The organism is Azospirillum thermophilum (assembly GCF_003130795.1).
Classification (GTDB): domain Bacteria; phylum Pseudomonadota; class Alphaproteobacteria; order Azospirillales; family Azospirillaceae; genus Azospirillum; species Azospirillum thermophilum.
In genome coordinates this window covers 1,913,692-1,936,523 of record NZ_CP029353.1, presented here as the reverse complement: position 1 = coordinate 1,936,523, position 22,832 = coordinate 1,913,692, and the positions used below count along the sequence as shown (strand labels likewise).

At 72.3% G+C, this 22,832-nt stretch carries 21 protein-coding genes; 5 read left to right on the top strand and 16 right to left on the bottom strand.

Annotated features, from left to right (window positions below; translation table 11 throughout):
• Positions 1-15: 15 nt before the first annotated feature.
• Genes DEW08_RS15450 through DEW08_RS15435 form a run of 4 tightly spaced genes read right to left on the bottom strand, consistent with a single transcriptional unit; the run spans position 16 to position 6,822 of the window.
• The gene (locus tag DEW08_RS15450; RefSeq protein WP_109328579.1) at positions 16-1,437 is read right to left on the bottom strand and encodes a DUF1329 domain-containing protein; all 1,422 of its coding nucleotides are present in this window, start codon (positions 1,435-1,437) and stop codon (positions 16-18) included.
• A complete protein-coding gene (locus DEW08_RS33190; protein ID WP_168220372.1) occupies positions 1,434-3,671 on the bottom strand; it encodes an ATP-binding protein in 2,238 nt (745 codons plus the stop codon). The genes DEW08_RS15450 and DEW08_RS33190 overlap by 4 nt, the downstream gene beginning before the upstream one ends.
• The gene (locus DEW08_RS15440; RefSeq protein ID WP_146214692.1) at positions 3,566-4,384 is read right to left on the bottom strand and encodes a response regulator; all 819 of its coding nucleotides are present in this window, start codon (positions 4,382-4,384) and stop codon (positions 3,566-3,568) included. Before DEW08_RS15440 ends, DEW08_RS33190 begins: the two co-directional genes overlap by 106 nt.
• Positions 4,381-6,822 carry an ATP-binding protein gene (locus DEW08_RS15435; RefSeq protein ID WP_109328575.1) on the bottom strand — a complete coding sequence of 814 codons (2,442 nt, stop codon included), beginning with the start codon at positions 6,820-6,822 and terminating at the stop codon, positions 4,381-4,383. Before DEW08_RS15435 ends, DEW08_RS15440 begins: the two co-directional genes overlap by 4 nt.
• A gap of 324 nt (positions 6,823-7,146) precedes the next feature.
• Here DEW08_RS15435 and DEW08_RS15430 point away from each other — a divergent pair, with 324 nt between their 5' ends.
• Genes DEW08_RS15430 through DEW08_RS15420 form a run of 3 tightly spaced genes read left to right on the top strand, consistent with a single transcriptional unit; the run spans position 7,147 to position 9,465 of the window.
• Complete coding sequence (locus tag DEW08_RS15430; RefSeq protein WP_109328573.1) at positions 7,147-7,452, top strand: STAS domain-containing protein; 306 nt, start codon at positions 7,147-7,149, stop codon at positions 7,450-7,452.
• A gap of 60 nt (positions 7,453-7,512) precedes the next feature.
• Positions 7,513-8,265, top strand: a complete 753-nt coding sequence (locus DEW08_RS15425; protein WP_109328571.1) for an ATP-binding protein — start codon at positions 7,513-7,515, stop codon at positions 8,263-8,265.
• Between the two features lie 42 nt (positions 8,266-8,307).
• Positions 8,308-9,465: a PP2C family protein-serine/threonine phosphatase gene (locus tag DEW08_RS15420; RefSeq protein ID WP_109328569.1), complete on the top strand. Its 1,158-nt coding sequence runs from the start codon at positions 8,308-8,310 to the stop codon at positions 9,463-9,465.
• A 49-nt stretch (positions 9,466-9,514) separates the two neighbouring features.
• On the opposite strand, the gene DEW08_RS15415 is transcribed toward DEW08_RS15420, so the two are convergent.
• From DEW08_RS15415 to DEW08_RS15405, 3 genes are all read right to left on the bottom strand, one after another.
• Positions 9,515-10,099 carry a DedA family protein gene (locus DEW08_RS15415; protein ID WP_245986304.1) on the bottom strand — a complete coding sequence of 195 codons (585 nt, stop codon included), beginning with the start codon at positions 10,097-10,099 and terminating at the stop codon, positions 9,515-9,517.
• Positions 10,100-10,310: 211 nt separating this feature from the next.
• Complete coding sequence (locus tag DEW08_RS15410) at positions 10,311-10,817, bottom strand: hypothetical protein (RefSeq protein WP_109328565.1); 507 nt, start codon at positions 10,815-10,817, stop codon at positions 10,311-10,313.
• Positions 10,818-10,914: 97 nt separating this feature from the next.
• Positions 10,915-11,409 (bottom strand): putative toxin-antitoxin system toxin component, PIN family, encoded by a 495-nt coding sequence (locus DEW08_RS15405; RefSeq protein ID WP_109328563.1) that lies wholly within the window; start codon positions 11,407-11,409, stop codon positions 10,915-10,917.
• Positions 11,410-11,554: 145 nt separating this feature from the next.
• On the opposite strand from DEW08_RS15405, the gene DEW08_RS15400 reads away from it, so the two are divergent.
• Positions 11,555-11,914 carry a response regulator gene (locus tag DEW08_RS15400; RefSeq protein ID WP_109328561.1) on the top strand — a complete coding sequence of 120 codons (360 nt, stop codon included), beginning with the start codon at positions 11,555-11,557 and terminating at the stop codon, positions 11,912-11,914.
• Positions 11,915-11,919: 5 nt separating this feature from the next.
• Entirely contained in the window at positions 11,920-12,543 is a 624-nt protein-coding gene (locus DEW08_RS15395) for a chemotaxis protein (protein ID WP_109328559.1), read from the top strand.
• Between the two features lie 9 nt (positions 12,544-12,552).
• On the opposite strand, the gene DEW08_RS15390 is transcribed toward DEW08_RS15395, so the two are convergent.
• The 9 genes from DEW08_RS15390 to DEW08_RS15350 all read right to left on the bottom strand — a co-directional run bounded on the left by DEW08_RS15390 (position 12,553) and on the right by DEW08_RS15350 (position 22,798).
• On the bottom strand, positions 12,553-13,776 hold the full coding sequence (locus DEW08_RS15390; protein WP_109328557.1) for a PP2C family protein-serine/threonine phosphatase: 1,224 nt from the start codon (positions 13,774-13,776) through the stop codon (positions 12,553-12,555).
• A complete protein-coding gene (locus tag DEW08_RS15385) occupies positions 13,773-15,017 on the bottom strand; it encodes a response regulator (protein ID WP_109328555.1) in 1,245 nt (414 codons plus the stop codon). Before DEW08_RS15385 ends, DEW08_RS15390 begins: the two co-directional genes overlap by 4 nt.
• Entirely contained in the window at positions 15,014-15,793 is a 780-nt protein-coding gene (locus DEW08_RS15380) for an ATP-binding protein (protein WP_245986302.1), read from the bottom strand. The genes DEW08_RS15385 and DEW08_RS15380 overlap by 4 nt, the downstream gene beginning before the upstream one ends.
• Before the next feature lie 5 nt (positions 15,794-15,798).
• Complete coding sequence (locus DEW08_RS15375; RefSeq protein ID WP_109328551.1) at positions 15,799-16,104, bottom strand: STAS domain-containing protein; 306 nt, start codon at positions 16,102-16,104, stop codon at positions 15,799-15,801.
• 97 nt (positions 16,105-16,201) lie between these two features.
• Entirely contained in the window at positions 16,202-17,335 is a 1,134-nt protein-coding gene (locus DEW08_RS15370; protein WP_109328549.1) for a methyl-accepting chemotaxis protein, read from the bottom strand.
• Positions 17,336-17,337: 2 nt separating this feature from the next.
• On the bottom strand, positions 17,338-18,408 hold the full coding sequence (locus DEW08_RS15365; protein WP_109328547.1) for a protein-glutamate methylesterase/protein-glutamine glutaminase: 1,071 nt from the start codon (positions 18,406-18,408) through the stop codon (positions 17,338-17,340).
• A 3-nt stretch (positions 18,409-18,411) separates the two neighbouring features.
• Complete coding sequence (locus DEW08_RS15360) at positions 18,412-19,173, bottom strand: chemotaxis protein (protein ID WP_109328545.1); 762 nt, start codon at positions 19,171-19,173, stop codon at positions 18,412-18,414.
• 2 nt (positions 19,174-19,175) lie between these two features.
• Positions 19,176-20,117 carry a CheR family methyltransferase gene (locus DEW08_RS15355; protein WP_109328543.1) on the bottom strand — a complete coding sequence of 314 codons (942 nt, stop codon included), beginning with the start codon at positions 20,115-20,117 and terminating at the stop codon, positions 19,176-19,178.
• Between the two features lie 89 nt (positions 20,118-20,206).
• Positions 20,207-22,798 (bottom strand): methyl-accepting chemotaxis protein, encoded by a 2,592-nt coding sequence (locus DEW08_RS15350; RefSeq protein WP_245986300.1) that lies wholly within the window; start codon positions 22,796-22,798, stop codon positions 20,207-20,209.
• Positions 22,799-22,832: the final 34 nt, after the last annotated feature.

Below are 22,832 nucleotides of genomic sequence, written 5' to 3'. Positions count from 1 at the left end.
AGGAAGGGCGGTGCGTCAGCGCCGCCCTTTTCGCGTCAGCGCCTCCGGCGTGAAATCGGCGGGGAGCTGGAGCCTGTCGAAGGCCGGCGGCGACAGGGTGTTGTCGATGCCGCTGACGACATAGCGGTTGCCGGGCAGGTCGTAGGTGATCTCCATCGCCGGGGCGAAGACCGGCACCTGGCCGTAGGGCACGCCGTGCGCCTCGGCATAGCGGACCAGCTCGCCCTTGGCGTCGTAATGTTCCGCCATCACGATCTGCCAGGAATCCTCGTCCATGTAATAGGTCCGGTCGGGCAGGGCATGGCGGAAGGCCGGCTTCGCCTTGGCGTCGACCACCCAGACGCGGTGCAGCTCGTAGCGCAGGAACTGCGGGTTGGGATGGCCCGGCCACAGGAAGTCGCCGGGGGCGAGGCCGCCGACATTCATGCGGAAGGCGTTGTAGGGGACATACATCTCGCGCCGGGTGACCAGCGTGAAGTCGAAGCGGTCCATGGCGCCGCTGAACATGTCCAGCATGTCGGCGGTGCGGATGCCGCCGGTCGCCGGGTCGGGCGTGTCGTAGGAGAAATCGGGGGCGCGCTGCGGCCGGCCGCGCTCGCCCTGGCGGTACCAGACGGCGATCGCCGCGCGCAGCGGGTCCAGCGTGCCCTGGATCAGCAGCGTGTTGCCCACCCCCTCGCCGGGGCCGAGCTGGGTGCGGCGGTAGAACAGGGGCCGCCCGCCGGCCTCGGCCAGCCGGTCGCCGGCGTAGGGCGACAGAAACTCCTCGCGCAGGGTCGAGGTGGCGATGCCGGCGTCGGAGGGCAGGGCGGTCAGCGTGGTGCGGCTGGCCGACAGCCCGCGCCAGCGCAGCACATGGTTCCACATCGCCTGCGCCCCGTCGGCCGGGATGGGGAAGGGAACGCCGACCTGCGCGCCGCTCAGCACCAGCCCGTTGGCCTCCAGCCTCGCCCGCCCGGCATTGGCGATGCTCGCCTCATAGACCGCCTGCGGCGCCGCGGCGGTGCGCCGGGTCGGGAAGATCGGGATCTCGAAGCCGGGAAACTTCTGCAGCAGGGCCTGCAGCCCGGCGGAGAGGCGGGGGCGGTAGCGCTCCAGCTCGTCCGCCATGACGGTGAACCAGCGGCCGTCGTCGAGGAAGGGATCCACCGGGTGCCGGCCGGCGACGAAGCCCTTGGGCGGGGCGGTCATGCCGCCGGTCCAGGGCGGGATGGAGCGCGCCCGGTTGCCGGCCCTCACGGCGCCGAAGGGGGTCAGCTCCTCCCCCAGCCGGGGGACGGCGGGCGCCGCCCCGGGAGCGGCCTGCTGCGGCGCCTGTTGCGTCGCCGGCTGCGGTCCCTGGGCGGCGGCGGGGATCAGGGCGCCGCCGGTCCCGAGCAGACCGGCCCCGAGCAGGCCGGTGACGGCGGCGCGGCGGGTGAGCAGCGGCGTCCTCATGATGCGGCGGCGGATTGGGCGGTGGCCCGGTCGGCCGCCCGGACCACCGCCGCCATCGCCGCCTCGATCGCCGCGACCAGGGCGGCCAGACGGTCGGCAGGCGCCTCCTCGGCGGCGGATTCGAGCGCGCGGGCGGCCTCGGCCAGCGGCCCGGCGCCGGCGTTGCGCGAGGAGCCCTTGAGGTTGTGGGCGCCCGCCTTCAGCCGCGCCCGGTCGCCGGCCGCCAGCGCCGCGGCCAGCCCCTCGACGATGCCCCGGCTGATCGAGACGAAATCGCCCAGCAGCTCCGCCAGCATCGCCGGGTCGTCGCCGCACAGCGCCCGCAGGCCCGAGAGGTCGAGCGGAGCCGGGCCGTCCTCCGGCACCGGCGGGGCGGCGGCGGGGGCCGGCATCCAGCGGGCGAGCGTCTCGCCGAGCTGGGAGAGGTCGAGCGGCTTGCTCAGCACGTCGTCCATGTCGGCGGCGCGGTAGCCGTCGATGTCGGTGCGGGTGGCGTTGGCGGTGATGGCGATGATCGGCAGCCGGCCGCGGCGGCGGCCCTCCCGTTCGGCGCTGCGGATGCGGCGGGTCAGCTCGAAGCCGTCGATCTCCGGCATCTGCACGTCGGTCAGCAGCATCGCATAGCGCCGCGGCCCGTCGAGGGCGGCCAGCGCCTGCGCCCCGCCGGCGGTCAGCTCGGCGGCGTAGCCCAGGGAATGGAGCTGCATCAGCAGGACCTTGCGGTTGATCGGGTTGTCCTCCGCCACCAGGATCAGGCGGCCTTCCTGGTGTGCCCTGTCGAGGTCGCCGCTGTCCAGGCCGGATGCGGGCAGGGCGGGCGGCCCGGCGGGCGGGAGATCGCCGACGGACGCGTCGCCGGCCGGATCGCAGGGCTCCGGATCGGGGGCGAGGCGGCCGGCGGCGGTGGCGACGGCGCGCAGCAGCGGGGCGCGGCGCACCGGCCGGCCGAGCGGCTGGACGCCCTCGCTGCGGCGGCATCCGGCGGCATCGGCGGCGAGCAGCACGACGGGAAGCCGCGGCTCCCCGGCGCGGCGGCCGAGGAGCTGGGGAGCGCAGGCGGCGGCGGGGACGTGCAGGCTGTGGTCGACCACCAGCAGGTCGGCCGGGCAGCCGGCCTCCTGCGCGATGTGGCCCTGGGTGGCGAGGTCGGCGGGCGTGCCGGCCGCCAGCACCCGCGCGCCGGCCGCGGCGAGATAGGCCGCGAGGAAGCGGCGCTCCATCTCGTCGGGCAGCCCGACCAGCACGGTCAGCCCGTCGAGCCGGACCGGCGGGGGATCGCCCGGCGCCGCGGCGGCGAGGTCGAGTGACAGGTCCACCCAGAAGGTGGAGCCGGCGCCGGGCTGGCTGTCCACCCCGATCTCGCCGCCCATCAGCTCGGCCAGCCGGCGGCAGATCGACAGGCCGAGCCCGGTGCCGCCGAAGCGCCGGGCGGTCGAGCTTTCGGCCTGGGTGAAGGGCTCGAACAGGCGGTCGCAGGCGGCCTGCCCGATGCCGATGCCGGTGTCGGTCACCTCGATGCGCAGCAGCACGCGCTGCCCCGGGGCGGGCGCCGCCGCCGGCATGCGGCGCAGGAAGGCGCGGATGACGATGCGCCCCTGCTCGGTGAACTTGATGGCGTTGCCGCCGAGGTTGAAGAGGATCTGGCGCAGCCGCACCGGATCGCCGACCAGCGCCGGCGGGATGGCGGGGTCGGCATAGGTCATCAGCGCCAGCCCCTTGGCCCGCGCGGCGGGGGCCAGCGTTTCGGCGACCCCCTCGACCAGCGCGGCGATGCAGATCGGCACCTGCTCCAGGTCCATCTTGCCCGCCTCGATCTTCGAGAAGTCGAGGATGTCGTCGATGATGCGCAGCAGCGAGGTCGCCGACTCGCGCATCGTCGCCACGGTGTCCTGCTGCCGGGCGTCGAGGCTGGTGCGCTCCAGGATGCCGAGCATGCCGAGCACCCCGTTCATCGGCGTGCGGATCTCGTGGCTCATGGTGGCGAGGAAGGCGGACTTCGCCTTGGTGGCCTGCTCGGCCTGCTCCTTGGCGACCTCCATCTGGCGCTCGACCAGCTTGCGGCGGGTGATGTCGTAGATCCAGGCGAGATAGGTCTCCCGCCCGTCGAGCACCGCCGGCTCCACCGACATCAGCGCCCAGAAGGTGGAGCCGTCGGCCCGGCACAGCCGCACCTCGGCGTCGCGGAGCTGGCGGCGGTAGAACAGCCAGCGATGCTCGTCCTGCTGGTCGTCCACCGGGGCGAACAGCTCGCCGATGCTGCCGCCGAGCAGCCGCGCGCGGGGACGCCGAGCAGCGTGACGAGGCGGCCGTTGCACTGCACGATGATGCCGTCGCCGTCATAGGCGCACACGCCGACCGGGCTCGATTCGAGGATGGCGCTGATCTGCTCGCGGCTCTCGCGCAGCTCGCGCGTGCGCTCGGCCACCTTGGTCTCGATCGACTGGATCTGGTCATAGGCGCGCAGCGCCGCGATGACCGCGGTGAACAGCCCCTCCGCCGACAGGTCGGCCTTGGGCTTGTAGTCGTTGATGTCGTAGTCGACGATCACGTCGCGCTGCGGCGCCTGCCCCGGCTGGCCGGTGCGCAGGATGATGCGGATGTCGCGGTTGCCCAGCCCGTCGCGGATCCAGCGGACCAGCTTCAGGCCGGAATCGTCCTCCTCCATCACCACGTCGAGCAGGACCACGGCGATGTCGGCGCGGCTCTGCAGGACGGTCTGCGCCTGCGAGGCGGTGTAGGCGTTCACGATGTCGAGCCGGCGTCCCATGAAGGTGACGTCGTCGAGCAGCAGCGCCGTCATGGAATGCACGTCGCTCTCGTCGTCCACCACCATGATGGTCCAGGGCGGCGCCGTCGCCGCGGTGGCGGACGGGGCGGCGGACTCCTCCGCCGCGAAGACGATCTCGTCGTCGTCGCCCGCGAAGAGGGGCAGGTCGGAGGCGGTCATGCGGCGGTCCCCTCGGTGATGGCGGGCGCCTGTCCGGCGGAATCCGGATCGGCGCAATCCGGATCGGCGCAATCCGGGTTTGCAGGATCCGGGGCCGCGGCGTCCGGAGTTGCCGCCTCGCCGGTGATGGTGGGGGCGGTCTTCGGGATGCGCAGCGTGAAGGTGGTGCCGTCGCCCGCCCGGCTGTCCACGCCGATCCGCCCGCCGAGCGACTGGGTGACGAGGTTGAAGACGATGTGCAGCCCCAGCCCGCTGCCGCCGGTGCCGCGGCGGGTGGTGAAGAAGGGCTCGAACACCTTGGGCAGGTTCTCCTCGGGGATGCCGACGCCGTCGTCGGCGAAGCGGATCGCCAGCTCGTCGTCCGGCAGCTCGTTCACGTCGATGACGATGTGGCCGCGGGTCCCGTCGGGGAAGGCATGGTCGGGGAAGGCGTGGGTCAGCGCGTTCATGATGAGGTTGGTGACGACCTGGCTGAAGGCGCCGGGATAGCTGTCGAGCGTCACCCCCGGCGAACAGGCGAGCGCGATGCGGTGCGGGCTCTTGCGCAGGGTGGGGCCGAGGGAGGTGATGATCTCCTCCAGGTAGGAGAGCAGGTCGAAGCGCCGCCTCTCCTCGCTGGTCTGGTCGACGGCGACGCGCTTGAAGCTCTGGATCAGCTCGGCCGCGCGGGTCAGGTTCTGCTGGATCAGGCGCGACGCCTCGCCGGCCGCCGCGACATAGGCGGTGAGGTCGGACTTCTTCATGGTGCCGGACTCGAAGGCGGCGGCGAGGTCCTGGGTCTTGGCGGTCAGGTGGCTGGCGCAGCCGAAGGCGATGCCGACCGGCGTGTTGATCTCGTGCGCGACGCCGGCCACCAGCAGGGCGAGCGAGGCCATCTTCTCCGCCTGCACCAGGCTGGCCTGCGTCTCCTTGAGGTCGGCATAGGCGACCTCCAGCGCCTGCATCGCCTCGAAGATGCTCTCGGCGGAGCGCGCCTCGACCGTCACGTCGGTGACGGTGCGGACGAAGCCGCCCTCGGGCAGCGGGTTGGTGCGCAGCTCGACGATGGTGCCGTCGGGGCGCCGCCGCTTGAAGGCGAAGGGCTGGTCGAGCCGGCCGGGAGCGTTGCCCTCCAGCCCGGTGCCGTCCTCGGCCAGCCCGGCGAGGTGCAGGTCGGGATCGTCCCCCACCTCGTCGAAGGCGCCGGCCCCGCGCTGCAGCTCCACCACGTCGGCGAAGGAGGGGTTGCCGGCGAGGAACTCCGGCCAGATGTTCAGCAGCTCCGCCGCGCGGCGGTTGGACATCACGACGCGCAGGTCGCGGTCCACCATCATGATGCCCTGGTCGGTGTTGTCGAGGGTGATCTGCAGGACGTTGCGCTCGCGCGCCAGGTCCAGCTCGGCCTGCACGCGCTCGGTGGCGTCGGACATGGTGCCGGTCAGGCGCAGCGCCGTGCCGCCGGCGCCGCGCAGCGCGGTGGAGCGGTCCTCGATCCAGGCCCAGCGCCCGTCGCGCCGCCGCATGCGGTAGACCGCGGTGTAGGAGGTGGCGGTGTCGCGCACCCGCCGGCGCGAGCCGCGGATGACCCGCTCCGCATCGTCGGGATGGAGGAGCGATTCCCAGGTGGCGGTGGTCATCGGCAGCTCGTCCGGGCTGTAGCCGAGCAGGGCGGGGAACTCGCGCGACCACCAGTAGTCGCCGGTGCGCAGGTGGTAGTCCCACACGGAGGAGCGGGTGGCGGTGATGGCGAGGCTCAGCCGCTCCTCGCTCCGGCGCAGCGCCGCCTCCTCGGCGTCGAGGCGGGCGAGCATGGCGTTGTAGGCGCGGATGACCCGCCCCAGCTCGTCCGCCGAGGCCCAGGAGACCGGGCGGGGGGCGTGGGTGCGCTCCGCCTCCTCGATCGCGGCGACCAGCCGGCGCAGCGGCCGGCCGATGGTCCAGCGCTGGGCGCCGAGCGCCGCCAGCACGGTGCAGGCCAGCATCAGTGCGATCAGCCACAGGGTGTTCAGCGCCTCCTGCCGGATCTGTTCCCACACCGTGGCGTTGGAGTAGTGCAGGGCGATGGAGCCGATGGGCTGCGCCTGGGTGCGGATCGGCCGCCGCTCCACCGCCAGGGCGGAACCGGCCGGGCAGCCGGGAGGGGGCCAGACGTAGCGGCTGTCGGCGAGGTCGTCCGACACCTCGACGCACAGCACCTCGCGGTTGACGGCGATGGCCTGGACGACGTTGCGCACGCCGGTGGCGTCGAAGGCCCAGAGCAGCGGGGCCAGCGCCGAGGCGTTGACCTCCGCCATGGCGGCGATCCGGCCGTGCAGCGCGCCGCGCAACTGCTGCTGCCGGCCGTAGAAGAACAGCGACGCGCTGACCAGGGTCGTCGCCACCAGCACCGGAACCAGGATCAGCAGAAACTTGGCCGAGACGGTCGGGACCCGCCGCCAAGCCTGCACGATGACATTCATGCCTTCGTATTCCGAAATAATCCCGGCGCCGCGGGGCCTGCGATGGTTGCGCTGTATTGCGGGGAGGGGGCAGCAATCCGCCGGACTGTTTTTACTCCTTTCCCAAGCGGGCCGTCCATGGGGCACATAAGCATGCGCGAACCGGCGGATAGTGTCGCACCCGGGCGAAACCTTGCGCAAGCTTCGGCAACGGGCTTGAGAGCGGTACGGATGTTGCTCTACTGTGCGTAAGCAATCCCTAAAGGAAACGCACGTCCAGGCATCGCGGATCCCGACGGATACCGAAGCGCGGGTCGGGATGGCGGCTGTGGAGAGAGGACCAGAATGGAATACCGTGTGAGCGAGACCGCCGAAGGCTTGTGGCTGGGGTTTTCGGGGCGGCTGGAGTTCACCGACCACGAGCGGCTGCCGGAGATCGTCGATGCCGTCCGGAACGGCCGGTCCCGCCGGGCCGTGCTGGACCTGTCGGAGCTGGAGTTCATCGACTCGGCCGGCCTCGGCATGCTGCTGATCCTGCACGAGGAGGCGGAGACGATGAACCTGCGGCTGGTCGTGCGCGGCGCGCGCGGCGCGGTGAAGCAGTCGCTGGATCTCGCCAAGCTCAACGAGATCCTGTCCATCGAAGGCTGACGCCAGAGAAGGCTGACGCCAGCCGCCGCCGTTCCCTTTCCCATCAGACGGGCCGCCGCCATGGAACCGACCTCGCCACCCCGTCCCTTCTGTGTGGTGCGGGGCCGCGTTCCCGCCGAGATCGTCGCCCGCGCCGCCGCCCGCTTCGGGCTGGAGGAGGGGGCGGCGGCGCTGCCGCCCTGGGTCGACGCGCTGCTGCTGACCCGCGCCGACCGCGACCGCCTGCGCGAGGCCTTCGGCCAGGGCCCCTTCCTGACGGTGGAACTGGCGGAGGAGGACGCGCCGCTCGCCGAACTGGACGAGTGGCTGGGGGCGCCGCCGGTGGAGCCGGGATTCTACCTGTCGCTGACCACCGGCACCGCCTACGGCATGCAGTGCGCGGCGCTGGTGTGCGACGAGCTGGCGCGGCGCCGCGCCCTGCCGGAGGAGCGCCGGCCCAACGTGGAGCTGTGCCTGCACGAGGCCATCGCCAACGCCATCGTGCACGGCAACCTCGGCATCTCCAGCGAGACCAAGAACCAGCCGCAGGGCTACCGGCTGTTCGGCGAGCTGCTGCGCCAGCGGCTGGGCGATCCCGAGGCGGTGCGCCGCCGGCTGGACATCTTCTGCCGCTGGACCGCCGGGTCGCTGGTGATCGCCGTGGTCGACCAGGGCGCCGGGTTCGAGCCGGCCCCGGTGCCGGCGGAGACCGCCCGGCCGGAGGGGGGAGGCAAGGCGCTGGCCGGCCGCGGCTTCGTCTTCATGCGCGCGCTGGCCGACCGGGTGACGGTGACCGACCGCGGGCGCTGCACGCTGCTGCAGTTCGATTTCTGACGCGGCCGGCCGGGCCAGGGGCTTTCCACGGGCATCAACCGCATGACCATCTCGCTTTCCGACTGCCGCGTCCTGATCGTCGACGACAACGAGTTCAACCGCAAATCCCTGTCGCTGGTGATCCGCCGCGCCGGCATCACGCAGATCGCCTTTGCCGAGAACGGGGCGGAGGGGCTGGCGGTGGTGGAGAGCTTCCGTCCCGACCTGGTGCTGCTGGACGTCGACATGCCGGTGATGGACGGGCTGGAGATGTGCCGCACCCTGCGCCGCAGCGCGACGCACCAGGAGCTGCCCATCCTGTTCCAGACCGCGCTGGACAGCGACGAGGAGCAGGTGCGCTGCTTCGACGCCGGGGGCAGCGACTTCATCTCCAAGCCGATCAAGCCCGGCGAATGCGTGGCGCGGGTCCGCCACCAGCTGGAGAAGCGCAAGCTGTTCGCCGACCTCGCCGCCTTCCGCGAGCGGGTGCAGCGCGAGCTGAAGCACGCCCAGGCGATGCAGCTCTCCCTGCTGCCGGAGGAGCGGCGGCTGGCGGAGATCGCCGAGCGCTACGGCCTCGTGCTCGACGCGCATTTCGAGACCTCGTCGGAGCTGGGCGGCGACTTCTGGGGGATCTATCCGCTGGACGACCGGCGCATCGGCTTCCTGATCATCGACTTCGCCGGCCACGGCATCACCGCGGCGATCAACACCTTCCGGCTGCACACGCTGATCGACCGTTTCCCGATGCAGCATGTGGCGCCGTCGCAGTGGCTGACCCAGCTCAACGGCGCGCTGAAGGACGTGCTGCCGACCGGGCAGTTCGCCACCGCCTTCTTCGCCGTGCTGGATCTGGCGACCGACACGCTGACCTATGCCGCCGCCGGATCGCCCAATCCGCTGCTGGGGGTGGGCAGCGAGATCCGCCTGCTGGAATCGGCCGGGCTGGTGCTGGGCGCCTCGCGCCGGGCGCAGTATTCGGACCAGAGCCTGCGGCTGCCGCGCGGCGGCTTCCTGTTCCTCTACAGCGACGCGCTGATCGAGTGCGCGGCGCCGGATCAGCGGCCGATCGGGCAGGCCGGCGTCCCCGACCTGGTGCGCGAGGCGCTGGCCGCCGACCGCAGCCGGCCGCTGGGGCCGATGATGGAGCGCTTCTACGCCCGCACCAGCCTGCCGCTGCGCGACGACCTGACCGCCGTGTGGATCGCCAGGCGAGCCTGACGGGGGGCCAAGCTCGCGGGATCAGGCATGCGGGATCAGGCGCGCGGGATCAGGCCTGGGAGGCGGACGCCGCGCGGCGGCGGGTGACCCAGCGCAGGCTCTTGACCGTGATCACCAGAGCGCCGATGCCGAGCGCGACCAGCAGCAGGATCTTCGGGCCGTTCTCGCCGATGGTCGCCGCGGCCTCGCCGAACATGTAGCCGGCCCCGGCGAAGCTGCAGGCCCAGATGCCCGCGGCGATGAAGTTCCAGAAGAGGAAGCGGCTCCACGGCATGCGCGAGGTGCCGATGGCGACCGAGGCGATGTTGCGCACGCCGTAGAGGAAGCGGAAGACCAGGATGAAGCCGACGCCGTAGCGTTCCAGCCAGGCCAGCACGCGGGTGGAATGGGTCTCAGCCGAAGGGAAGCGGGCGAGCGCCTTGGCGCCCCAGCGCCGGCCGAGCCAGAACCAGACCTGGTCGCCGAGGAAGCTGCCGATCCACACCGTCCCGATCAGCCAGTACAGGTTGATGATGCCGAGCTGGGCGCCCATGCCGCCGAAGATGACGAAGGTTTCCCCTTCGAAGAAGGCCCAGACGAACGCCAGGGGATAGAAGGCGTCGCCCCATTCCTGCAGCCAGGTGATCCAGTCCAAAGCCCCCTCCGGGAGACAACATGGGTAGCGGCCGGACAGTTCCCCGCGGGAAGTTCCATGGCCGGTACGGAGCCGGCCCGCTTATTCCACCGGAAGTGGTGAATAATTCACGGGTCTGCCATGAGGCGCCATCATGGCACACTGGTCGGGCCATGTCCCGTGAACTTTCCTTCAGAATCGAACTTTTGCAGTGCAATAAAGGGGTTGGCGGTCAGGCGTCCTCGCCGGACAGCTCGCCCACCGCTTGGCGGGCGGCGCGGATCAGCAGGGGGTTGGGTTCGGCCGGGCCGGAGTCGGGATCGTCGGCATCCATGCCGTCGGCGTCGGCATCGGGGGCGACGCGGCGCTTCAGCTCCCGCGCGGCCTCGACCAGCAGATGGCCGAGCCGCTGGTCGGGCAGGGCCTGGACCAGGGCGCGCAGCTCCGGATTGGTCAGCGCCGCCGGGTCGAAGGCGGGGGCCGGCGGCGGCGGGCGCGGGGGAGCCAGCGGCAGGGTGGCGGCCGCTCCGGCGGCAATGGACCTGCCTGCCGCCCCGGCGGCGGCCCTGCTCATCGCACCGGCGGCGACCAGCGAGGCGGGCGGCGGGGCCGGCACCGGCTCGCGCACCACATCGACCGCCACCGGCGCCGCCGCATGGCTGGCCCGTGACCGGCGCGCCGGCTTGCGCGGCCGCTCCGTTTCCGGCAGGTCGTCGAAGAGAAGGTGCTGGGACGTCATCGCGTTCACCCGCGGTTTGCGAAGTGTTCACGGTTCATTCTAAGCAACGCCCGCCGCTTGTCGAGCGAAAAAGCGCGGACGGCGCGGGAAGGGCCTGCTAAGCCGTTGGCCGGGGCGGGTTTTCCACCGCGTCGAGGAAACGCTCCGGCCGCAGCACGCGGGTCCGGCCGACGCCGCGCACGGCGAGGAGCTGCTTGTCCACCGTCACCAGCCAGGGGGAGCCGGCGGCGAGGGCGACGGCGAGGAACATGTCGTCCTCCGGATCGCGGCACAGGCGGGCGACAGACGCCGGCTCGACCAGCCGCACTTCGGCGGCGATCTCCGCCAGGAAGCGCCGGCGCTCGGCGGCCGGGCGGTAGCGGTCGAAGCCCGGACGCATGAGGACGCCGTGCAGCTCGGCCATCGTCGCGGCGGATCCCAGCAGGCCGCCGGCCGCCCGCACCCGCTCGACCGTCCGGCGGATCGCGGCATGACGTCGCAGATCGCCGCCGTCGAGCAGGGCATAGGCCACCAGGATGTTGGTGTCGAGCACCGCCCGCAGCGGCACCTCCTGGCGAGCGGCCGGATCCGGCTGCGGAATTGGCTGGGTCATCGGCGGGGGAGGGTCCAGGCGCGGCGGAACGGGGGGCGGGCGGCGGGGAATTCCCGCCGGACGAGCCTTTCTTGTGGGCTTCGGGTCTTTCCTGTAAGAAGCCGCCTCGGGCGTCAACACTGTCTTGAAGGGCGGGTATTCGGGTATGGCCAGCATTCTTGTCGTCGACGACAGCCGCCTTGCGCGCAACATGGTCGGAAGCGTCATCCTCTCGCTGCGCCCGGACCTGACCATCGTCAGCGCCGCCAGCGGCGACGAGGCCCTGGCCAACCTGCCGGAGGCGCCGCCGATGGCCGCCATCGTCGACTACAACATGCCGGGCATGGACGGGCTGACGCTGGCCGCCCGGCTGCAGGAGCTGTACGAGGGGCTGACCATCGGGCTGCTGACCGCCAACGTGCAGGACGCCCTGCGCAAGAAGGCGGAGGCGCAGGGCGTGCGCTTCATCACCAAGCCGATCACCTCGGACAAGATCAGGGAATTCCTTTCCGCGGCGGGGCAGTGACCGCGATGGCCGAGCCCGGGCTCTTCCACCTCACCGACGACGAAGCGGACGCCATCGGCGAGCTGTTCAACATCGGCATGGGCGAGGCCACCGCGTCGGTCGGTGCGGTGCTGGGCGAGGAGGTCGTGCTGTCGGTGCCGGCCTTCGCGGTGTCGAGCCGCCGCCGCATCGCCAGCGAGCTGGAGCCCGAGGTGGCGTCCGGCGACGCCGCCCGCATCTGCGCGGTGCGCGGCGCCTTCAGCGGCCCCTTCACCGGCGAGGCGATGCTGCTGTTCCCCGAGCGCGGCACCATGGCGCTGGCCAGCCGCCTCGTCCCCGTCGATCCCGCCGCCGACGCGCCGGGCGAGATGGAGCAGGATGTGCTGACGGAGATCGGCAACATCCTGATGAACGGCTGCCTCGCCAGCCTGTCGAACCTGGTGGAGGGCGAGATCGCCGGCACGCTGGCGGTCTATGACAGCGGCCCGGCGCGCAGCTTCATCGGCACCGACGACACGCCGGTGCTGTTCGTCCGCATCGACATCGCGCTGGCCGCCGGCGACGCGCGGGGGCATGCGCTGTTCCTGCTGGACATCACCTCGCTCGACGCCTTCCGCCAGGCGATCCGCCGCTCGCTCTCCAACCTCTGAGCCGCGCCCTCAGTCGAGGCGGGTGAGCACCAGCGCCGTCAGGTCGTCGTCGATCGGGCCGGCGGCATGCAGGTCGTCGAGGATGCCGGCAAGGAAGCGGGCGCCGTCGCGCTCCGCCATCCGGCGGGACACCAGCGCCGCCAGCCCGACATCGTCCAGCACGTCGTCGCCCGCCGGGATCTCGATCGCCGCGTCGGAATAGAGGAACAGCCGCCCGCCGGCCGGCAGGGGAAGCCGGCGCGTCTCGTACTCCGCCGTCGCCAGCAGGCCGAGCGGCAGGCCGGCGCTGTCGCCGAGCAGCGGCCCGGCACCGGCGGCGGATCCGTCCAGGCTCCAGGCCATCGGGCGGGTGGAGCCGGCGGAGGCGTAGACGAACTCCCCCGCCCGCGTGTCGATGACGCCGACCAGCATGGTGGCGAACTGCCCGGCCGGCAGCAGCGTGCACAGCCGGCGGTTGATCCGCGCCAGATAGTCGGCCGGATCGGGGCCGGCCCCCGGCGGCCCGCCGGCGGCGATCTGCTGGCAGAGCACCTGCAGCCGGAAGGTGTTGAGCGCCGCCCCGACGCCATGGCCGGAGAAATCGACGAGATGCACGCCGAGCCGCCCCGGCCCCATCGGGTACAGCCCCCAGAAATCGCCGCCCAGCTCGGAGGAGGGGGCGAAATGGGCGGCGATGGCGACGCCGTGCGACCGCTCCACCTCGGCCAGCCGCCCGGCGGCCGGCATCAGCCGTTCCTGCATGCGGCGGGCGAGATCCAGCTCCGCCTCGGCGCGGCGGCGGAACTGCTCCAGATCCTGGACCAGCGCCTTGCGGCGCAGCAGGATCTGGACGCGGGCGAGCAGCTCGCTGGCGTTCAGCGGCTTGCCGACATAGTCGGTCGCCCCGGCGGCGAAGGCGCGGGCGCGGTCCTCGGAGCGGTTCAGGCTGGACTGCACGAGGATCGGCAGGGTCTTCCAGCGGGGGTCGGCGCGCAGGCGCCGGCACATCTCGAACCCGTCGACGTTCGGCATCATCAGGTCGAGCAGGATGAGGTCCGGCTTGAAGGACTCGACGCGGGCCAGCCCGTCCGTCCCGTCCTCCGCCTGGTCGATGCGGGTGATGCCGCCGCGCTCCAGCAGCGCCACCAGGAGGTTGCGGTTCACCCGGTTGTCGTCGACCACCAGGATGCGGGCGTCGGCGACCGCCGGGTCGAGCAGGAGCGCGCTGGCGGGGGAAGGGCCGGTTGCCGTCATGGTGCGCTCCGCTCGATCCACAGCAGGGTGTGGTCGTCCCCCGGCTTGTCCCCCAGCGCCAGCGTCAGCGAGCGCGCCACCTGCTCGAAGCCGGCGCGGCCGCCGCCTTCCGCCACCGCCCGGCCGAACATCCAGCCGAGCCCGATGCCGGTGCCGCCGGCGTCCAGCGCGTCGAGCACCGCCACCGAATAGAGGGCCAGCACGGCGCCCGGCGGGAAATCGACCGTCACCGCCTCCGTCCGGGTGCCGTCGGCGATGCCCAGCGGGATGCCGGCCGCCCCGCCGAAGGCATGGCTGCCGTCTGGCGCGATGACCAGCGGCGGCGCGGCGGCGGCGGCGGCGTAGACGAAGCGGCCGGCGGCGGAGTCGACCACGCCGTAGAGCATGGTGGCCTGCTGCCCCCGCTCGAACAGCTCGACCGCCCGGCCGTTCAGGGCGTGCAGGAAGGCGGCGGGGTCGCCGCCGCAGTGCGACCCCAGCTCCTGGATCACCGTGTGGAGGCGGAAGGCGTTCATCGCCGCCGAAACGCCGCAGCCGGCGGCGTTCAGCAGATAGACGCCGAACCGCCCGCCGCCGAGCGGCACCAGCCCCCACAGGTCGCCGCCGAGGTTGGAGGAGATCACCGTGTGCGACAGCAGCAGGACGCCGCAGTCGCGCCGCAGCGCCTCGCAGGCGGCGGCGCCCGGCAGCAGATGGTCGTACATCGACCGCGCGATGGCCATCTCCGACTCGATGCGCGAGCGGTAGAGCTGCAGGTCGCGGATCAGCCGGCGGCTTTCGAGCTGGAGACGCACGCGCGCCAGCAGCTCCGCCCGGTCGAGCGGCTTGGACACCAGATCGGTGGTGCCGGCGGCGAAGGCGTGGTTGCGGTCCTCCACCGAGGTCAGGGCGGTCTGCACCAGGATCGGCAGGTCGGCGGTGGCCGGATCGGCGCGCAGGCGCCGGCAGACCTCGAACCCGTCCATGCCCGGCATCATGATGTCGAGGATCAGCAGGTCGGGCTGGCGCGCCGCGACCATCTCCAGCGCCTCCACCCCGTTCTTGGCGAAGGAGACGTCGCGGAAGCCGGCCTCGCCGAGGAAGGCGCCGATCAGCATGCGGTTGAAGTCGGTATCGTCGACCACCAGGATCGGGCAGTCGTGAACCGGCATCCGCCCGTCGGCCCAGTCGGGCTGGCGGCCATCGGCCCGCTCGGGCCGGCTGCCGGAGGAAGCGCCGCTGCCGTCCCGCGGTCCGTTCATAAGGCGAACTCCATCCGGATGCGCCGGCCGCCGTCGAGCAGCCGCAGGGACCGCGCGACCGAGCCGATGAGGTCGAGCCCGCGGCCCGAGGACTCGCAGCCGGCGACCCGTCCCGGCGGGGCCGGGGCATCGGGCGCGGCGGGCAGGAAGCCCTCGCCCTCGTCCGCCACGTCGATCCACAGGGTCTCGCCGGCGATCCGCAACCCGATCTCCACCCGGCGGCGGGCGAGGGCGGGTTCGGCCAGCCGGTCGGCCAGATCCTGCGAGAAGCGCTCCAGCGCCGCGACCGTCAGCCCCTTCATGCCCTGGACCTGCAGGTTGCCGTGGACGACGGCGTTGCTGACCGCCTCGTGCAGGGCGAACTCGATGTCGCCGCCGCGCTCCTCCGTCAGGGCGCGGCGGGCGGCGAGCGCCTGGACGACGAGCCGGGCGACCTGCAGCGTGTTGGCCGTCGCCGTGGTGACCGAGACGAAGAGGTCGGCCGCCGCCGCCCGCCCGGCCAGATCGGCCAGCGCCGCGTCCTCCAGGTCGCCGGCCTCGATCCAGGCGGCGACGGGCGGCGCCCAGCAGGCGGGATCGCGGATCTCCGGCGGGACGGCGAAGACGAGCAGGGCCGGAGCCTCCGGCTCCCCCACCCCCGCCGCGCCGGGAGCGGCGCCGTCGCGCCCCGGCGGCAGGCCGAGCCGTCCGGCCAGCGCCTGCAGCCTGCCGGCGGGCAGGCCCGAGCCGCGAAGCGACGCGAAGCGGGAGCGGGCCTGGGGGGCGGAGGGCGGCAAAGGCGTCAGTCCTCGATGGTCACGATCTTCCCGAGCTGGGCGACGGTCAGCACGCGCTTGACCTGTCCGACGGCGCCGCGCAGCACCAACTGCTTGTCGGCGGCGGACAGCTCCTCCCGCGCGATCAGCAGCATGCCGATGCCGGCCGAGTCCACGAAGGTCAGCGAGGCGAGGTCGAGCACCTGGCGCTTGGCGGGGCCGGCCTTCAACTCCCGGATCAGCTCGCGCAGCTTGGCGTGGTCGTTGAAGGTCAGACGGTCGCGCATGCGCACCACCGTCGTCTGCTCCCTGGTCTCGATCGCGTAATCCATGAATTCCGTATTCCTGAAGAAATCTGCCTGAATGAATCCGCCTCGGGGCATCCCGCGGCGCCCGGAGGGCGGACCGGTGCCGGAACCGGCGCGGGCGTCAGAAAAGCTCGATGTCGCCCCCGGCGTCGCCGGGCGAGCCGGCGTCGAGGTCGAGGACGCCGTGCTCGTCGAGCGCCGATCCCTCCAGCAGGAGGCGCCGCACGAAGCGCTGCCGCATCTCCGTCAGTTTGAAGCGCCCGAGCAACTGGTCCAACCACTCTCGCGGTTCGCGGGCCGCGACATGCGGCGGCACTTCGTCGCGGGTGCGGGTCTCCAGCTCCGCCAGCCCGACGGTCATGACGGACAGGCTGTCGTTGATCGCCTCGATCCGCTGCTTGGTCAGGTCCTGGAACTGCATGCCGGTGATGACGTGGGCGATGGTCGCCGACATCTCCGAGGAGACGCTGGCCGCCGTCTCCAGCACCGACTGGAAGTGGTTGGTCTGGTCGACCAGGCTGTCCATGGTCTTGTCGACCCGCTCCTTGGCGAGCATCTGGGGCGACATGTCGGTATTGGCGATCTCGCGCAGGATGTCGTGGCCGTTGCGCACGCCCTTGACCACCGCGGTGACCTTGGAGCGCATGCGCTCGGCCAGCTCCGCGGTGGTGCGGGAGAGGTGGCGGACCTCCTGCGCCACGACGGCGAAGGTGCGCCCGGCCTCGCCGGCCCGGCTGGCCTCGATGGTGGCGTTCAGCGCCAGGAAGTTGGTCTGGCGGTTGATGGCGTCGATGTCGCCGATGGACTTCTCCAGCTCCGCCACGTCCTTCTGCACGTCGTCCAGCAGATAGACCATGCTCATGGCGTGGCGCGACAGGGTGACGATGTTGGTCACCATGTCGGTGATCATGTCCTGCATGCCGGTGACCAGATCGTCGAGCGGCACCCGCTGCCCGTCGATGGCAACCGAGCCGGCCATCGAGACGATCTCGCCGACCCGCTCCGACTGTTCGATCGCCTTGTCGGCGAGCTGGCGGAAGCGCACCGACAGGTCGAGCGTCGCCTCCTCGACCTGGGCCGAGGTGCGGCCGAGCTCCGTCTGGATGGCGTCGAGCGTGCGGCGCTGGACGTCGGCGAAGCCGAGCCAGGTGGACATCAGGTCGGCGGAGACGGCGATCCGTCCGTCGGAGACCTCCTCCGGCAGGGCGGCCGGCGGCGGAACCTCCCGCGTCAGCGGGAAACCGGCGATAGACATGATCACACTCCTCCAGTCGGCCGCGCGCGCTCGCCGAGGGCGTCGAAGGCGCGCAGGATTTCGGCCGGGATCTGGGCCAGCGGCAGTTCCACGGCGACGGCCCCCGCCTCGAAGGCGGCGCGCGGCATGCCGTAGACGACGCAGCTCGATTCCTGCTCGCCGATCGTGTAGGCGCCGGCGTCGCGCATGGCCTTCAGGCCGATGGCCCCGTCGCGGCCCATGCCGGACAGGATGACGCCGACCGCGCTGGCTCCCGCCGCCTTGGCGACCGAGCCGAACAGCACGTCCACCGAGGGGCGGTGGCCGCTGACCGGCGGGCCGTCCTGGATGTGGCAGACGAAACCGTGGGCGTCGCGGGCGATCGCCAGATGGCGGTCGCCGGGGGCGATGAGGACGAGGCCCTGGGCCGGCCGGGCGCCGTGGGTCGCCACCTGCACCGAGGGTGCCGCCAGACGGTCGAGCCGGGCGGCGAAGCTGGGCACGTAGCTCGGCCCCATATGCTGGGTGACGACGATGGGCGGGCAGTCGGCCGGCATCACCGTCAGCACGTCGCGGATGCGCTCCACCCCGCCGGTCGAGGCGCCGATGGCGATCAGCCGCGTGCCCGAGCCGGCGCGGCGCGGCGTCGGCAGCAGCCCGGCCGGGACCGGCGGCCGGCGCATGGCGAGCCGGGCGGTGGCGGCGACGCGGATCTTGTCGATCAGCTCGCGCGCCGTCGCCTCGAAGCCGTGGCCGTCGGAGCCGCCGGGCTTGGCGACGCAATCCACCGCCCCCAGCTCCAGCGCGCGGATGGTCGCCTCCGACCCTTCCCGGGTCAGCGAGGACACCATGATCACCGGCGTCGGGCGCAGCGTCATGATCTTTTCCAGGAAGGAGAGGCCGTCCATCCGCGGCATCTCCACGTCGAGCGTGATGACGTCGGGGTTGGTCGCCTTGATGATCTCGCGCGCCTCGAAGGGGTCGCGCGCCATGCCGACCACCTCGATCCCCGCTTCGCGGGACAGCATGTCCCGCAGCATCTCGCGCATCAGAGCGCTGTCATCGACGACCACGACGCGAATCGGCCTGGGCATGGCTCAGTTGTCTCCGAACAGCTCCACCTCGCCCTCGATCGGGCAGCGGTGCAGGCTGGTCATATAACTTACCTCGGTGCGTACCGTGTCCGAGACAGCTTCCGGATGCAAGAGCCGCCGTATTGCGCGCCCGGAGTGCGGAAAGAAATGCACCCGCCGCGCCGAGTTGCCGCCGAGATCCTGGCCGGCCAGCGTCAGCCCCTCGCGCCGGACATACTCGACGGCGAAGCGGCCGTTGCGCCCGCCGACGTCGAGGCTGGACTCGATGACGCGGGCGCCGCCGAACAGCTTCACCTGCAGCCTCTCCCGCCGGGCGCCGAGCGCCAGCAGGGCGTTGATCAGCCGTTCCATGGCGACCGAGCCGTAGCGCGCGGCGGCGCCGGCGCCCTGCAGCTCCGACTCCGGCACCTCGGGCAGCAGGAAATGGTTCATCCCGCCGACGCCGAGCCGGGGGTCGTAGACGCAGGCGGCGACGCAGGAGCCGAGCGTGGTCGCCATCATCACCTCCGGCCGGCCGCTGACCGCATGGTCGCCGAGGAAGATCTTCACCGTCTCCGTCCCGATGGCCGCCGGGGGGACGGCCGGGCCGGTTGCGGGGCCGGTGGCCGGCTCCACCGGATGCGGCGCGCAGGGCGAGCGGCCCTGCAGGGGATCGTGCAGGAGGCGGTGGCGGCGGCGGCCGTGCAGCGGCGGGTGGAGGTCGGCGGGACGCGGGGGAGGGGCGTCCGGGACGACCGTCGCGCGGCGGCGGGCATAGTCGTTCATCCTCAGACCCTCTGGTAGATGGTCGGGCCGACCTGCCGGAAGCGCGAGGAGACGCCGTAGAGGCTCTCCGAATGGCCGAGGAACAGGTAGCGGTCGGGCGGCAGCATGCGGGCGAACTGGTCGATCACCTTCATGCGGCCGGGGCGGTCGAAATAGATCAGGACGTTGCGGCAGAAGATGGCGTCGAACGGTCCCTTCATCGGCCAGGGTTCCAGCAGGTTCAGCGGCTTGAAGGTGATCAGCCGCCTGAGGGCGTCGTCCATCGCCACCGCCGGCTCGCCGCGGTCGCGGGTGCGGTGGGTGAAGCGGTCGCGTACCGCCGGGGGGATGCCGGAGGTCATCTCCGCCGGATAGACGCCGCGGCGGGCCGTCTCGACCATGTGGGTGTCGATGTCGGTGGCGAGGATGCGGGCGTCCCAGTGCGGCAGCTCCGCCCCGAGCGTGGAGGCCAGCACCATGGCGATGGTGTAGGGCTCCGGCCCCGAGGAGCAGCCGGCCGACCAGATGCGCAGCCGCGGCCGGGTGGGGTGGGGGGCCGGGGAGCCGGGATGGGGGCCGGGATGGATGTGGGAGCGGGCGTTGCGCGCCCGGAACTCCGGCAGGGCGTGATGAGCGAGGAATTCGAAGTGGTGGGCCTCGCGGTAGAAGCTGGTCAGGTTGGTGGTCAGCGCGTTGACCAGATAGCCGACCTCCGCCGCGCCGTCCTCGCCCTCCAGCAGGGCGCAGTAGCTGTCGAAGTCGGGCAGCCGCAGGTCGCGCAGCCGGCGGGCGAGGCGGGAATAGACCATCTCGACCTTGTGCGGGGCGAGCGCGATGCCGGCGAGCTGGTAGAGCATGCGGGCGATCAGGTCGAAATGGCGGCGGTGGAAGGGGAACTCGCGCCGCCCCGACCCCGGCAGGTCGCGCGGCGAGGGGCGGGCGGACGCGGGCGGCGCATCGTCCATGTCCTCGCAGGACAGCGGGGCGTTCCCGGGGCCGGGGCCGGGGCCGGGCAGGGGGCGGGATAAGGGAAGGCGGGCCCGCACGGTCCGCCTCACGCCGCCGACCGGTGCGCCGCGGCACCCTGGTCGAGGATGAAGAAGCCCATCTGGGCGCGCAGCTCCTGCGCCTGCTCCTCCAGCGACTTGGCGGCGGCGGTGCTCTCCTCGACCAGCGCCGCGTTCTTCTGCGTCATCTCGTCCATATGGGCGATGGCGGTGTTCACCTCGTCCAGCCCGGCCGTCTGCTCGGCGGAGGCGTGGGCGATCTGGGCGACGAGGTCGGCCACCCTGCCGATGCCGGCGACGATGCCGGTGAGGGTGGCGCCGGCGCTGCGCACCAGATCGACGCCTTCGCGCACCTGGCTGCCGCTGTCGAGGATCAGCGCCTTGATCTCCCTGGAGGCCTGGGCGGAGCGCTGGGCGAGCTGGCGGACCTCCTGCGCCACCACGGCGAAGCCGCGGCCGGCGTCGCCGGCGCGCGCCGCCTCCACCGCGGCGTTCAGCGCCAGCAGGTTGGTCTGGAAGGCGATCTCGTCGATCACCCCGATGATGTCGGAGATCTTCTGCGAGGAGTGCTCGATCCGCTGCATGGCCGAGACGGCGTTGCCGGCGACCTCGCCGCCGCGGGCGGCGGCGGCGCGCGCCTCGATGGCGAAGCTGTTGACCTGCTGGGCGTTCTCGGCGTTGGAGCGGACGGTGGCGGCGAGCTGTTCCATGCTGGCCGCCGTCTCCTCCAGCGAGGAGGCCTGCTGCTCGGTCCGTTCCGACAGGTCGATGCTGCCGGCGGCGACCTCGCGGCTGGCGGTGGCGATGGCGGCCGCGGCGGCGTCGATGCGCCGGACCGTGTCGGAGAGGCGGGAGACGGTGTTGTTGAAGTCGTCGCGCAGCCGCTGGAAGACGCCCTCGTACTCGCGGTCGATGCGGCGGGTGAGGTCGCCCTGCGACAGCGCCTCCAGCATCGAGGCCAGCTCCTCCGTCACGTTCTCCACGTTGGCGGCCAGCGTGTTGATGCCCTCGCTGACGATGCGGAAGAAGCCGGTCTTGCCGTCCAGCGCGATGCGGCGGGTGAAGTCGCCGCGCACCGCCTCGTCGACCATGCGGCTGATCTCCTCCTCGATCGCCAGCTCCTCGGTCAGGTCGCGCCATTCGACGACGGTGCCCAGCCGTTCGCCGTGGCGGCCGATGACCGGGCTCGCCACCACGCGGAAGGTGTGGCCGCCGGCCTTGGCCGAGCCGACATAGGTCTGGGTGAGGGTGGCGAGGATGCGCCGCTGGTGCGACGGGTCGCGGTGGAACTCGTCGAAGTTCCGGCCGATCAGCCGGCCGCTGTCGAAGCCGGGCAGCCAGGCCTGCAGGTCCGCCTCGGCCGCCTTGAACATCTTCAGGATGGAGTCGTTGCAGTAGGTGATGACCCCGTCCGGGTCGGCCATCATGATGTTGGTCGCCACGCGGTCGAGCGCGATGCGCGAGCGCACCGCCTCCACCGCCTCGTCCTTGAAGGCGGCGACGGCGCGGGCCATGTCGCCCAGCTCGTCCCCGGCGTCGGTGTGCGGCACGGTGACGGTGAGGTGGCCGTCGGACAGGTCGGCCATCACCTTGCGGATGCCGGTCACCGGCCCGATGATCGAGCGGGCGATCAGCACGGCGGCGGCGGCCCCCAGCAGGACCGACAGGAGCCCGAGCAGGACGGAGAGCCGCATGCCGGCGGTCGCCTGCTCGGCGGCGGCGGCGGCGATGGCGTCCTGGTCGGCGCGGGCGGCGGCGACGATCGCCTCGATGGTCTCGGTGAGCTGGCCGACCGTCCTGACCGCCGCGGCGGTGCGCCGGGCGATGTCGGCATCGACGGCCAGCGCGTCCGGCACCGCGGCGCGGAAATCGCCGGCCCGCCGCCCGACCTCGGACAGGGCCGCGGCGGCGGGCCCGTTCAGCATGGTCTCCAGCGGCTGCAGGGCCTTGGCGAGGCGCTCGGCGAGCGGATCGACCAGGGGAGCCGCCTTGGCGTCCTTCAGCCCTACGGCGCGGCCCGCCTGGAAGCGGAGCTGCGACCACTGCCGGTCGGCGTCGAGCGCCAGCAGGGCGGCCTCCCCGGTCCCGGAGGCGCGGGCGGCGGCGACGATCTGGTCGAGCAGGGCGGCGACGCGGCCGCCGTTCTCGTCCAGCCGGTCCTGCACGATGCGGTCGAAGCGCTGCCGCGCCTCCGCCACCGCCTCGAACTGGTCGTGGTAGTCGGCGTGCAGGCGCGCGAGCTCCGCGAACTTCGCGGCGCTGGGCGAGGCGGCGATGGCGGCCCGATTGTCGGCCAGGACCTTGTTGAAGGAGTCGCGCAGCGCGCGCTGGCGGTCGAGCGAGGCCGGGTTGCCGGTGTTCAGGTAGTCGCGGCCGTGGACGCGCTGGTTGACCAGCCGGGCCTCCAGGTCCTTGGCGAAGACGGCAAGGCGGGCGGTGCCGGCCATCGAGCCGACGTCGTCCTGCATCCGGTTCAGGCCGAAGGCGCCGATCGCCCCCTGGACGACCAGCAGCGCCAGCAGCAGCCCGAAGGCGATCCACAGCCGGCCGGCGATGCGCATGTTCCTCAGCCACCCGGCGATGCCGGTCGCGGTCGCCGTCCGTCCGGCCATCGCCGTCCCTGCCTCGATCCTGGACATGGGGCCTCCTCCTCCGTCTTCTTCTTATTCGTCG

Bases quoted from the DNA above. Each gene is read 5' to 3' on its own strand.
- DEW08_RS15450 (WP_109328579.1), bottom strand. From the start codon at position 1,437: ATGAGGACGCCGCTGCTCACCCGCCGCGCCGCCGTCACCGGCCTGCTC.
- DEW08_RS15440 (WP_146214692.1), bottom strand. From the start codon at position 4,384: ATGACCGCCTCCGACCTGCCCCTCTTCGCGGGCGACGACGACGAGATC.
- DEW08_RS15435 (WP_109328575.1), bottom strand. From the start codon at position 6,822: ATGAATGTCATCGTGCAGGCTTGGCGGCGGGTCCCGACCGTCTCGGCC.
- DEW08_RS15430 (WP_109328573.1), top strand. From the start codon at position 7,147: ATGGAATACCGTGTGAGCGAGACCGCCGAAGGCTTGTGGCTGGGGTTT.
- DEW08_RS15425 (WP_109328571.1), top strand. From the start codon at position 7,513: ATGGAACCGACCTCGCCACCCCGTCCCTTCTGTGTGGTGCGGGGCCGC.
- DEW08_RS15420 (WP_109328569.1), top strand. From the start codon at position 8,308: ATGACCATCTCGCTTTCCGACTGCCGCGTCCTGATCGTCGACGACAAC.
- DEW08_RS15410 (WP_109328565.1), bottom strand. From the start codon at position 10,817: ATGACGTCCCAGCACCTTCTCTTCGACGACCTGCCGGAAACGGAGCGG.
- DEW08_RS15405 (WP_109328563.1), bottom strand. From the start codon at position 11,409: ATGACCCAGCCAATTCCGCAGCCGGATCCGGCCGCTCGCCAGGAGGTG.
- DEW08_RS15400 (WP_109328561.1), top strand. From the start codon at position 11,555: ATGGCCAGCATTCTTGTCGTCGACGACAGCCGCCTTGCGCGCAACATG.
- DEW08_RS15395 (WP_109328559.1), top strand. From the start codon at position 11,920: ATGGCCGAGCCCGGGCTCTTCCACCTCACCGACGACGAAGCGGACGCC.
- DEW08_RS15390 (WP_109328557.1), bottom strand. From the start codon at position 13,776: ATGACGGCAACCGGCCCTTCCCCCGCCAGCGCGCTCCTGCTCGACCCG.
- DEW08_RS15385 (WP_109328555.1), bottom strand. From the start codon at position 15,017: ATGAACGGACCGCGGGACGGCAGCGGCGCTTCCTCCGGCAGCCGGCCC.
- DEW08_RS15375 (WP_109328551.1), bottom strand. From the start codon at position 16,104: ATGGATTACGCGATCGAGACCAGGGAGCAGACGACGGTGGTGCGCATG.
- DEW08_RS15370 (WP_109328549.1), bottom strand. From the start codon at position 17,335: ATGTCTATCGCCGGTTTCCCGCTGACGCGGGAGGTTCCGCCGCCGGCC.
- DEW08_RS15365 (WP_109328547.1), bottom strand. From the start codon at position 18,408: ATGCCCAGGCCGATTCGCGTCGTGGTCGTCGATGACAGCGCTCTGATG.
- DEW08_RS15360 (WP_109328545.1), bottom strand. From the start codon at position 19,173: ATGAACGACTATGCCCGCCGCCGCGCGACGGTCGTCCCGGACGCCCCT.
- DEW08_RS15355 (WP_109328543.1), bottom strand. From the start codon at position 20,117: ATGGACGATGCGCCGCCCGCGTCCGCCCGCCCCTCGCCGCGCGACCTG.
- DEW08_RS15350 (WP_245986300.1), bottom strand. From the start codon at position 22,798: ATGTCCAGGATCGAGGCAGGGACGGCGATGGCCGGACGGACGGCGACC.